Annotated in this window: 9 protein-coding genes, 1 tRNA gene, 1 riboswitch and 1 other annotated feature; of the genes, 3 read left to right on the top strand and 7 right to left on the bottom strand. The window is 39.1% G+C overall.

The features are described from left to right. Nucleotides 1–219: 219 nt before the first annotated feature. A complete protein-coding gene (gene leuS, locus FGL90_RS00565; protein WP_010620024.1) occupies nt 220–2640 on the bottom strand; it encodes a leucine--tRNA ligase in 2421 nt (806 codons plus the stop codon). A 79-nt stretch (nt 2641–2719) separates the two neighbouring features. Continuing rightward, nucleotides 2720–2923 (bottom strand) — a binding site (T-box leader). Nucleotides 2924–3039: 116 nt separating this feature from the next. Between leuS and FGL90_RS00570 the strand changes: the two genes are divergently transcribed. Then, nucleotides 3040–3696: a phosphatase PAP2 family protein gene (locus tag FGL90_RS00570; protein WP_010620025.1), complete on the top strand. Its 657-nt coding sequence runs from the start codon at nt 3040–3042 to the stop codon at nt 3694–3696. A 100-nt stretch (nt 3697–3796) separates the two neighbouring features. Here FGL90_RS00570 and FGL90_RS00575 read toward each other — a convergent pair whose 3' ends face one another. Next, nucleotides 3797–5290, bottom strand: coding sequence for an MDR family MFS transporter (locus FGL90_RS00575; RefSeq protein WP_033445234.1), 1494 nt, complete (start codon nt 5288–5290; stop codon nt 3797–3799). 56 nt (nt 5291–5346) lie between these two features. Next, nucleotides 5347–6540: a methionine adenosyltransferase gene (gene metK, locus FGL90_RS00580; protein ID WP_010620027.1), complete on the bottom strand. Its 1194-nt coding sequence runs from the start codon at nt 6538–6540 to the stop codon at nt 5347–5349. Then, nucleotides 6538–6628: riboswitch (SMK box riboswitch) on the bottom strand. It overlaps the preceding gene by 3 nt. A gap of 127 nt (nt 6629–6755) precedes the next feature. On the opposite strand from metK, the gene FGL90_RS00585 reads away from it, so the two are divergent. After that, nucleotides 6756–7475 (top strand): hypothetical protein, encoded by a 720-nt coding sequence (locus FGL90_RS00585; protein ID WP_010620028.1) that lies wholly within the window; start codon nt 6756–6758, stop codon nt 7473–7475. 26 nt (nt 7476–7501) lie between these two features. Here the strand turns inward: FGL90_RS00585 and FGL90_RS00590 are convergent, their stop codons facing one another. Beyond that, on the bottom strand, nt 7502–7777 hold the full coding sequence (locus FGL90_RS00590; protein WP_029327561.1) for a hypothetical protein: 276 nt from the start codon (nt 7775–7777) through the stop codon (nt 7502–7504). A gap of 648 nt (nt 7778–8425) precedes the next feature. Here FGL90_RS00590 and FGL90_RS00595 point away from each other — a divergent pair. Continuing rightward, on the top strand, nt 8426–8746 hold the full coding sequence (locus FGL90_RS00595; RefSeq protein WP_010620031.1) for a heavy metal-binding domain-containing protein: 321 nt from the start codon (nt 8426–8428) through the stop codon (nt 8744–8746). A gap of 55 nt (nt 8747–8801) precedes the next feature. Here the strand turns inward: FGL90_RS00595 and FGL90_RS00600 are convergent. From FGL90_RS00600 to recJ, 3 genes are all read right to left on the bottom strand, one after another. Next, nucleotides 8802–8889 (bottom strand) — tRNA-Ser (locus FGL90_RS00600). 80 nt (nt 8890–8969) lie between these two features. Continuing rightward, nucleotides 8970–9488 carry an adenine phosphoribosyltransferase gene (locus FGL90_RS00605; protein WP_029327562.1) on the bottom strand — a complete coding sequence of 173 codons (519 nt, stop codon included), beginning with the start codon at nt 9486–9488 and terminating at the stop codon, nt 8970–8972. Between the two features lie 23 nt (nt 9489–9511). Next, a complete protein-coding gene (gene recJ / locus FGL90_RS00610; protein ID WP_147656466.1) occupies nt 9512–11833 on the bottom strand; it encodes a single-stranded-DNA-specific exonuclease RecJ in 2322 nt (773 codons plus the stop codon). Nucleotides 11834–11877 lie beyond the last annotated feature (44 nt).

Below are 11877 nucleotides of genomic sequence, written 5' to 3' on the forward strand. Positions count from 1 at the left end.
TCTCAATTTTCAATACACGACTTTAATAGCCAACAGACTTCGAGCGAGCTCATTGGTGAACCGGATGAAGTTGCCGTTTTTTGTTACGACGTCACCGTAAGGTGCGCCAAAAAGCAATTCGACATGTCAACTTCATTTCCACTTTAACAGAATATAAAAGTGGTGAATCATAATTCCGTCGAATTATGATTCACCACTAATGTTAGTCAGTTTTTGTGGTTAACCAACCACAATATTCACAATTTTATTTGGAATAACAATCACTTTTCGAACCGTAACATCTTGTAAGTGCATCTTAACATTTTCATCTGCCAAGGCGATCTTTTCAATTTCATCCTTTGTTGCCTTAGTTGCTACCTTGATATGAGAACGAACTTTTCCGTTAACTTGAACGGCCAGCTCTACTTCATCCACAACTAATTTAGACTCATCAAACGTAGGCCATTGGGCATACGTGATTGTTTCAGTGTGTCCCAATAGTTGCCATAGCTCTTCAGTAATATGTGGGGCAATTGGCGAAAGCATCTTTACCAATCCCTCCATATAGATGATTGGCAAGTTGTCAGCTTTATACGCCTCGTTTACAAAGACCATCATCTGTGAAATGGCAACATTAAACCTTAAATTGGTCATATCGTCAGTCACGATTTTAACTGTTTCATTATAAATTTTATCGAGTTTATGATCATTCACCGTTGTTACGCGGTCGCGAAGATGATTATTATCATCGATCATAAGTCGCCAAACGCGGTCCAACCATTTATGCGCACCAGAAATTCCCTCAGTACTCCATGGCTTAGAAGCATCCAACGGGCCCATAAACATTTCGTAAATACGTAAAGTATCTGCACCATATGCGTTTACAATTTCATCAGGGTTGATGACGTTTCCTTTAGATTTAGACATCTTTTCGTGATTAGTTCCCAAAATCATTCCTTGGTTAACAAGCTTGTGGAATGGTTCCTTAGTTGGAACAACACCCAAATCATAAAGGACTTTGTGCCAGAATCTCGCGTAAAGTAAATGTAAGACGGCGTGCTCGGCACCACCAATATAAAGATCTACCGGTAACCAATACTTTAATTTTTCTGGGTCAGCGACAGCTTTGTCATTATGTGGATCGATATAGCGGAGGAAGTACCATGAGCTACCAGCCCATTGTGGCATTGTATTTGTTTCTCGCTTCCCCTTACGGCCATTCTCATCCACAACATTAACCCAGTCATCCAAATTAGCTAATGGGCTCTCACCGGTCCCTGAAGGCTCTAATTGATGAGTTGCGGGTAATTTCAACGGTAATTCATCTTCTGGAATTAGTGTTGTTTCGCCATCCTCCCAATGAATAACAGGAATTGGCTCACCCCAGTATCGTTGTCGAGAGAAAATCCAGTCTCTTAGACGGAAGTTAACCTTTTTCTTACCAACATTATGAGACTCTAACCAATCGATTGCCTTTGAAACGGCTTCTTTCTTGCCTAAACCATTCAAAAAGTCGGAGTTTATATGCACACCATCGCCAGTATAAGCTTCGTTTGCAACATCGCCGCCTTCAATAACTGGAAGAATTGGTAACTCAAATTTCTTGGCAAAATCATAATCTCGTTCATCATGAGCAGGCACGGCCATGATTGCACCCGTCCCATATGAGGCAAGTACGTAATCACCAATCCAAATTGGAACTTGTTTGCCATTAATTGGATTAATCCCATACGCACCCGTAAATACACCTGATTTATTTTTATTTAAATCAGTTCGTTCAAGATCAGACTTACTTTCAATTTGTTGCTTATAGGCATTCACCGCTTCACGCTGTTCGTCAGTTGTAATTTCGTCAACTAACTCATGTTCCGGTGCTAAAACCATGTAAGAAGCACCAAATAACGTATCGGGTCTAGTCGTAAAGACCTCAATCTTTTGATCATCACTGCCCGCCACATTGAAGAAAACGCTAGCTCCTTCAGAACGGCCAATCCAATTACGTTGTTGTTCTTTAATACTTTCAGGCCAATCCAAATCATCTAGATCATCAATCAGTCGGTCAGCATAAGCAGTAATCCGTAAAACCCATTGTCGCATTGGCACTCGGTATACGGGATAACCGCCTCGTTCTGTTTTACCGTCAATAACCTCTTCATTAGCAACTACCGTACCGCCCATGAAGTCAGGTGCCCAGTTAACCATAATTTTATCTTCGTATGCTAACCCTTTTTTATAAAGTTGCTCGAAAATCCATTGCGTCCATTTATAGTACGATGGATCCGTGGTATTAATTTCACGATCCCAATCGTATGAAAAACCAAGTGATTTAATTTGGCGTTTAAATGTTTTAATATTTTGAGCTGTAAAGTCCTTAGGATTATGCCCAGTTTTGAGCGCATATTGTTCAGCAGGTAATCCAAACGCATCCCAACCCATTGGATGAAGCACGTTATAGCCTTGCATGCGTTTCATTCGAGAAACAATGTCAGTCGCCGTATAACCTTCAGGGTGACCAACGTGTAATCCTTGACCAGATGGATAAGGAAACATATCAAGTGCGTAAAACTTCTTTTTTGATGAATCATCATACGTCTTGAAAGTTTTGTTTTCCTTCCAATAGTGTTGCCACTTTCGTTCAATAACCTCGTGATTATAAGCCAAATTTAAACGCTCCCTCTCAAAATAATAAAAATAATTTTTTTAATTTATACAAAAAAAGCCTACAAGAAGTTATCACTCCTTGTAGGACGAACTAGCCGCGGTACCACCTACGATTCCCAAAAAATGGGCTCTTAAATTCGTAACGCGAACTAAACGTCCTGATCTACTACAATTCAACCAGAAATCAATCAAGGTGAGTTCGGTTAATGAATGGGCTAAGTTCACAGCAACCACTTAGTTTCTGAACGCAATCATTTGCCTACTATTCCTCTAAAGATTAAAATTTTATAAGATGTCCTAATGCTACCAAAGCTATCCTCAAAAAGCAAGGTAGCTCAAGATAATTTGGCACTTTCTTCGTGCTATACTATGACTAGTTTATGAATGGGAGGACTCCTTTTGCAATCAAACTCACTAACAACTGAATGGAAAGTTTCCGGTATTCGCTGGTTGTTCGCCATCATTTCATTATTATTGTTCTGCATCATAGCGGTGGCCGTCAGTAAGCATCAATATTGGATTTCAGTCTTTGACTCTTGGATTATTAATCATGTGCGAGCACCTGAATTTAACTCGTATAAGCAACTAGGCATTTTTGTGACTAAAACTGGTAACCAGACCCCAGCTGGTATTCTGACGTTTGCGATCGTCGTCATTGCGTCAATTTTTAAAAACTACCGGTACGCCACTTTTTTGCTTGTTAATGTTTTACTGTTGGGCGGCCTGGGAAATTCGATTATCAAAGAAATCGTAAAACGACCACGTCCGGATGAAAATCCTTTTTTACATTTAACTTCATACAGTTTTCCAAGCGGCCATTCAATCACTGCAATGTTAACCTTTGGAACCCTTATCCTACTGATTCGCCATTTGATAAGGTCAAAGAAAATTCAAATTCCGCTTATCTTCGTCCTATGCATATGGATACTCATCATTGGAATGAGCCGAATTTATGTTGGCGTTCACTATCCAAGTGATGTATTGGCCGGATTCTTACTGGGTTACTTTTTTTTAACCCTTTCTCAAACTTTTTTCTATGGTATCAAATGGAAATAATAAAATTTGAATTTTACCAAGTTTCACGCTAATTAAGGATTACTAATCAGACAAAGCAAAAGGCTTAGCACATTTTACAATATGCCAAGCCTTTTTATGTCTACTCTAACTTATCTTGCTTTATTTCTGGTCGATCAAACCAGTTGGTTACAAATGCAATCAGAATCAAACAAACTCCCAAAATAAAGACATAATGAATTCCTTGATACAAAATATGTCGTAGAATTGGTAAAAGTTTTTCCTGAAGATCTGTTGCAGTTTTAGGATTAATTAACTTATTCATCATTGACATGGATGTCGATTGATGCGAATTAACGCCCTTCGCCATGGTCACATTCAACACAATTCCAAATACGGAAACCATCAGCGTTTGTCCAAGTGTTCGACTAAGCGTATTTAATGAAGTTGCGATTCCAATGTCCTTGGCGGAAACTTCATTTTGAACAGTAACCGTTGTTGTTGTAATCGTAATTCCAAACCCAGTTCCGCAAATTGCGGCGACTAAGTAGAACCAGCCAAATCCTGTTGAATATGGAAAGAGCGCAAAAATAGCAGATCCAATTAAAATAATCGTCAGACTAATCATCACCACTCGTTTGGGGGTCAAACTCAATAACAGTTTTCCTGCAATAAAGGACCCCACCATCCACATAATTGAGCTAGGCGCTAAAGCAAATCCGGCAATCGTAGCTGGCAAACCTTTGATTCCCTGAGCCCACATTGGAATGTAAACATCAAAACCAATAAGATAACCACTAATCAGCGCCGCAACCAAATTTTGAGTGACAAATGTTCTGTCCTTAAATAGTTCAAGAGGAATGATCGGATAGCTAACTCGTTTCTCTCGACGAATAAATAAATAGCCAGTTATAATTGCTAACACAAAAGTCCCGACCACCATGAACCAGTTTATGGTCGTTTCACTGAGCATTTGAAAAATATACATAATTGCTAACAAGGTAACTGATAGCCATAAACTCCCTTGATAATCCATCTTTGTTTTTCGAGGGACAAAGGTTTCGTGATGAAAAATAATAATTAATGCAATGACAATAATGCCAATTGGAACGTTGATAAAGAAAATCCAGTGCCACGTTAACTGATCAACAATGAACCCTCCAATTAACGGCGCTACAATAGATGCAATTCCCCATGAGGCTCCGTTAAAGCCAAGAACTTTGGCGCGCTTTTCGAATGGATAAATATCAGCAATAATCGTAAACGTCACTGGCATAATAGCACCAGCACCTATCCCTTGTACTGCCCGCCACATAATAAGCGTTCCCATGCTTTCAGATAAACCGGAGAGAGTTGACCCTATGATAAATACTGAGAGCCCAAAGACCAACACTTTTTTCCGCCCAATTGTATCTGAGAGTTTTCCGTATATCGGTGTAGCAATTGCGTTTGTCAGTAGATAGATAGAGAAAATCCAGTTCATGATTGAAACACCATGCAAATCACCAACAATCGTTGGCATTGCGGTTGAAACAATGGTTCCCTCAATTGCAGACATGAATGAAGCCACAAAAACGGCAATTGTCACAATGACGACATTACTCTTCTTTTCCAAAATTTCACCTCCGTGTTTCATCTCAATAAAAAACAGTGACAATTTTGTCAGAAAACAAAATTTATCGCTGTCCTTTTTTAGTTTCTATCGAAAAACTTCTTTAATTCATCAACCTTATCCAAATGTTCCCAAGGCAAATCAATATCTGTACGGCCAAAATGACCATATGCAGCAGTTTGCTTATAGATTGGGCGCTTCAAATCAAGCATTTTAATAATTCCTGCTGGACGAAGATCAAAAATTTGACGAATAGCACTCGTTAGCTTAACTTCCGAAACGTTTCCAGTTTCAAACGTATTAACAGAAATAGAAACTGGTTGTGCCACACCAATTGCATATGCTAATTGAACTTCAACTTGGTGAGCCAATCCTGCAGCAACAATGTTTTTTGCAATGTAGCGAGCAGCATAACTAGCTGAACGGTCTACTTTAGTGGCATCCTTTCCTGAGAAAGCACCACCACCATGACGTGCGTAACCGCCGTAGGTATCCACGATGATTTTACGGCCGGTTAGGCCTGCATCACCTTGTGGTCCACCAATCACAAAACGACCAGTTGGGTTAATGAAAAATTTTGTTTTATCATCAAGTAACTTAGCTGGAATAACAGCTTTAACGACTTGATCGATAACGTCTTTTCGAATTGTGCTTAACTCAACATCTGGATCATGTTGGGTACTAAGAACAACAGTGTCTACTCTAATTGGTTGATTATCATCATCATACTCAACCGTCACTTCAGCCTTAGCATCTGGCCGTAAGTAACTGATAACACCATCTTTTCGTAACGCAGCAATTTTTCTCATCAACCGGTGGCTTAATGAAATTGGAAGTGGCATCAGTTCAGGTGTCTCATCAATTGCATAACCGAACATCATACCCTGATCTCCGGCACCAATTTGGTCAAGTGGATCCTCATCACCCTTACGAGTCTCCAGAGAATCATCAACTCCTTGAGCAATATCCGGTGACTGCTCGTCAATCGCAACCATAACGGCACAGTTATCGCCGTCAAAGCCATACCGACCATCTGTGTAACCAATACTCTTAATGGTTTGACGAACAACATGTTGAATGTCGACATATGCCTTTGTTGAAATTTCACCAAAAACGAGTACGAGACCCGTCGTAACTGAAGTTTCACAGGCAACCCGCGCATCAGGGTCTTGTTCAAGCATCGCATCTAGGATTGCATCACTGATTTGATCAGCGATTTTATCGGGATGCCCTTCTGATACAGATTCTGAAGTAAATAAATGTTTTTCTTGCACTTTAAAATTCCCCCTATGGATTAAATACGGTTACAAGGCTTCTTCACATGAAGTGAATCCTATCGGGAATGGAAAACTCATAACTTTACAATCTTAGCACAATTAATACCCTGATGTAACGGCGAATTTTTCTAAACAGGATAATCCTTTATCACCAATAAAAAAATGCGTTATAATAATGCCTATAATTCTAAAAGTTATGGAGTAATTTAATAGTGAAATTTAACCTTGGATCACTAAATAAACAAAAGAAACTTCGAGAAATGCTCATCTACTGTTTTCTTGAAACGACAGCATGGTGGTTAATTATTTCTCGATTTACAGGTGCAAATCCTCTATCTTCCCTCACAACCCGTACGGTATCGCTCATGACCTTTAGTCTGATCAGTGCTTTCTTGATTGCTTTTATCATGGATACTAATTTCTCTTCAAATTTAATCTTGCCGATTGGAATCATCGGTTTGATTCCGATTATTCTTGATATTGAAAAGTTAACATTCCCAATCTTTGGGTTACTACTTTTGCTAATTATCGGGCTATTCGCCTCGTGCATCCCGCAATTACAACTGCAAAATTATTTTGGCCTACTTACTATCTCACTTTTAGTCGTAGCTGTTGTGCCAATTACCATCTATTATGGTCAATATCATTATTTTCCAAATGCACTGTTCACGAGTTTCATTGCTTTTTGGTTTCTAACGGCCTTTTTCTTAGAACCATATTTTACGAAAAAAACACAGTCCATCTCAATCACATCAATTGTTTTATTGGGTGCAACAGTGGTCGCTATTTTCTTCTTATCCCATATTTTTCTTGCTTTCGTCTCTGTCATATTGTTACTGGTTTCCTGGTACGCAAAACCGCTATTGCTCAAATCGCATTGGTGGTTAATCATATTTGGAATTTTACAGATTATTATCTCTTTCGCGCTTTAAGCCTTCGTCATTATGATGAGGGCTTTTTATAATGCGATGAATAAGTTTGGAAAGATAACGCCAGGCTTTTTTAATTTGATGTTCATTTGTAGTTGGTCATCCAGTGTGGTCATTAAATCCTCAAATTCAAGACGTTCGTCACCAATCCACCCTTTAAAATCAACCATTTTACATTCACCCTCGACTATTGCGTACTCCTTCTTAATGAGCAAGCCTATTCCTTCAATTGTCACCTCAATATGTAATTCCCCATCACTCATCAACATTTCTTTTAATAATTTCATACCATCATTTACCAACATAATTTCCTCCTTATTTCGACTATTTATCACTTTTACTCTAAAAATTGCTTGATTCTCCTCTTTCAAAAACTTATTACATGCTTCTAACGATCTTAAATGGGTCTGAATTGTTCTCGAAAATGAGGACAAATAGGTTCACTCCTTCTGCTTTATTACAATCTATACTAATGAATGAGAACAAAAAAACAAAGTGCTCTTGCAAACCCTTTCAAGTTGTCTTACAAACGCTTCCAAGTTCACTTTCGTTTTAATCGTTTTTTAATCGAGTCTAACAATCCTTACTCTCCCATGGGATAAGCAAATGAGAAAAAAACGGCCAAATGCGGAAAAAAACGCTAAAGTGAAAAAGGCCTTTATTTTTAAATTACGAATCCTATTAAACTGGGAAAGTGCTTTTTTTCAAGTGCACCGCAACCCCGAAAAAACGTTTTCACAACTTTTGGAATTTTCTCTTTTTTTAGCGTATTATGAAGTTGAAACCGGAAAAATATTATAATTTAATGAGGTGGTTTTCTAATGAAACTTTTCCGATTCAGTTTGATTACAATATTAAGTACGTTATTCTTTTCAATTTTATTTAATTTAAAGCCTAGACGGATAAAATAATTTTCGATGGCTTTAATGGCTGACTACAAGGAGGAGATCATAATGACTGAAATACTAATCACTACGACAGAACACATCCCTGGTAAAGAATATGAGGTCATCGGCGAGGTATTTGGCCTTACAACCCAATCCAAAAATGTTTTTAGGAATATTGGTGCTGGATTGAAGAACGTCGTTGGCGGTGAAATTAAAGATTACACCAACATGCTAACCGAATCTCGAGACATTGCGATTGACCGCTTAAGGAAAAATGCGGCTGACATGGGCGGCGATGCCGTCGTTATGATGCGCTTTGACTCTGGATCAATTGGTACTGACATGCAATCAGTCGCCGCTTATGGAACTGCAGTTAAATTTATATAAAACAAAAGGGCCTATTAAAGTATGATAATCATACTTTAATAGGCCCTTTTTAGTAAGGAGAGTACAGGATTTGAACCTGCGCGCCGGTATAAGCCGGTTCGACGGATTTCGAGTCCGTTGCATTACCACTCTGCCAACTCTCCATAAGTAGCGTACTTATTAAGTATAGCAATTTTGACAACTTCTGCCAAGTTGGACTTAACAAAAATAGTACGCTTTATTATTAATATTCCATCAAACTAAAAATATCGTAATCGCTTATCTTTTCACGACCATGCAGATCCTTTAATTCAATGATAAAGGCGGTTCCAACAACAATGCCACCCAATTCCTCAACCAGTTTAATGGTTGCACTGATTGTGCCACCAGTAGCCAACAAATCATCAGTTACTAGGACCTTTTGACCTGGCTTGATAGCATCTTTATGCAGATAAAGAGCTGAAGTACCATACTCAAGATCATACGTTGCTTTCACGGTCTCTCGAGGTAGCTTTCCCTGTTTACGAGCGGGTGCGAAGCCAATACCAAGTTCATAGGCAATTGGACAACCAACAATAAAGCCTCTCGCTTCTGGGCCAACAACCATTTCAGCACCTTTATCCTTTGCATAATCGACCAACTTATCCGTTGCTTCACGGTAAGCCGCGCCATCAGCCATCAAAGGTGAAATATCTCGAAAAATAACGCCCTTTTCTGGGTAATCAGGTACACTCGCAATATATTTGGTTAAATCCAATGCCATTAAATAGCAACTCCTTTAATTCGTTAAACTAGCTGCGTTTGCAACCAAACTTTTAGCTCATTTGCATTACTTAGCAGTAGTTTTTCTTCTGTTTCAATTTGTTGTTCTCTTAATTGATAGCTTGGAGCAGCTGCTAAATCGACTCTACTTGGTTTAGCAGCGCCACTCATTAGGCCTTGACTAACCTGAACGAACCCTACCTCAAAGAAAACTTGTATCATAAATACTAATACGTTCCGATTAATTTCTAAATACTTTGCCAATTCATCCATTTGATGGGCAATATCAACATTTCTGTGTGTTTCCACGAACTTAAACAGTTTAGCATACTGAGCGCGTTCTGGCATCCCCAAAAGCGAAATAGGCTGCTTTTTGTACAAATACAGCACAATTTTGCTAGGTTTTACTTGTTTAAGAATGCCCCCTAGGTCTTCAATTGTATCTGGACAATCAACAATATAGATAACCGTTTCCGGATTAACTTGCTGGATTGAAAAATCTTCAAAAAGGATACCTTGGGCATTCTCTCCTATAAACGGAAGCAATTGGGTCATTATTTTCTTATGGAAAAAGAGGTAAACACCAGATTTTTGAAACATTTGTTGGTTTAATTGATTCGTTCGTTTAATAAAGAGCTGAGTCCCACTCACAAGAACATCCTTTACCATTACTTGTAGGGTAGATCTACCTTTCCAAACGTTAAGATCTAGGCAACCAATAATTTCAGTGTCATTCGGGCCATTCTGAATGTCTTTTGCAAGCGATCCTTTTCCAAACGCAATGGCGTCTAAGGATTTCCCATTCTGTCCTAATTTAAAACGTAAATGCGTTTTATCTGCACCCATTACCTTTACGCCAGAAATACTGTCTGGGTCAAATCGAAAAAGTGGTTCAAGGTTATCAGTTCCAAACGGTGCAAGTCGCTTCATCAAGTGGAAAAAGTCCATTGTTGTATCGGCTAAATTTAGCGTAGCTGCAACCTTAACTTGCGACCTTTCTTGCTCACTTAATTTTTGCTTGTCGGCTTCTTGCTCAAGTGCCTCTCGAACTTGATTAATGTTATCAATAGTCGTGGTCATTCCCACGGCCATCGCATGACCACCAAAATTGACCATTAAATCACGATGTCCATCTAAAGCAGAAAAAAGATCGAAGCCATCAACGCTTCTCCCCGATCCCTTGGCCCGTCCGGTTGTAGAATCACGATTTAAAACAATGGTCGGTTTTCCCGTTTTTTCAACGATACGACTCGCAACTATTCCTAAAACACCTTCATGCCAATTATTACCATCAATAATTAACGTTTGGCTGTTACGATTAGTTTCTGTGTCAGCCTGCGCTTCAGCTTCTAAACTGATTTGTTTAACTAATTCCTGTCGTTCTTTATTTTGGCTTTCAACATCTCGAGCGAGTTCTGTTGCTCGATCTTCATCAACCGTTGTTAGGAGCTCAACCGCTGGTGCAGCATCATTTAGTCGACCTAACGCGTTCAGTCTTGGTGCGATGCCAAATCCAATACTTTGCTCATCAAGTTCTTCAGGATTAATTTTGGCTTCTTTAATCAAAGCTGATAACCCTAACCTGGCAGTTTGCGAAATTGCTTGTAACCCATAATAAACGAGTACTCGATTTTCTCCAGTCATTGGCACTAAATCAGCAACTGTCCCAATTGCCACTAAATCAAGTGCGTCCTGTGGTATCTCTTGTAGAAGTGCGGTCACCACTTTAAACGCAACACCTGCCCCTGAAAGGCCCCCAAATGGATAGTTACTTCCTGGAAATCTGGGGTGAATAATCGCGTAAGCATCTGGTAGTTGTTCAGGTAATTCGTGATGATCGGTTACAACAACATCACAGTTCAACTTATTGGCGGCGGCGATGGCTTCATTACCAGAAACCCCATTATCTACTGTAATAATTAAAGTTGTCCCGTTCTCGATTATTTTTTTAAAGGCTTCGACGTTTGGCCCATAACCATCACTAAATCGATTTGGAATATAAAACTCAACCTCAGCGCCAAGCTGGTCCAATGCCTCATACATAATGGCGGTGCTAGTGACGCCATCAGCATCATAGTCCCCGTAAACGGTTATTTTTTCGCTGTTTGAAACAGCTTCCTCAATACGATCAATTCCACGTTGCATATCATGCATTAATAAAGGATCAGCTAATTGATCAGGATTCGGATTCAAAAAGTTTTGAATTGAATCTGCATCTTCATAGCCTCTATTAATTAATATTTGGCAAATAATCGGATCAAGTTCTAATTCCTGACCTAATTTTTTTGCTTCATCAGATGGTTGATCAACATTTTTAACATTCCATTTATATTGTGATTTTATCAATTGACCAAACGCTCCCTACTCTCAATGACGATTTTTTGCGAGTT

The sequence above is a fragment of the Secundilactobacillus malefermentans genome, assembly GCF_008033155.1.
In the GTDB taxonomy this organism is placed as follows: domain Bacteria; phylum Bacillota; class Bacilli; order Lactobacillales; family Lactobacillaceae; genus Secundilactobacillus; species Secundilactobacillus malefermentans.

Coding starts and splice junctions, on each gene's coding strand:
- FGL90_RS00575 (WP_033445234.1), bottom strand. CDS start 5,290: ATGAAACACGGAGGTGAAATTTTGGAAAAGAAGAGTAATGTCGTCATT.
- FGL90_RS00590 (WP_029327561.1), bottom strand. CDS start 7,777: ATGTTGGTAAATGATGGTATGAAATTATTAAAAGAAATGTTGATGAGT.
- FGL90_RS00595 (WP_010620031.1), top strand. CDS start 8,426: ATGACTGAAATACTAATCACTACGACAGAACACATCCCTGGTAAAGAA.
- FGL90_RS00605 (WP_029327562.1), bottom strand. CDS start 9,488: ATGGCATTGGATTTAACCAAATATATTGCGAGTGTACCTGATTACCCA.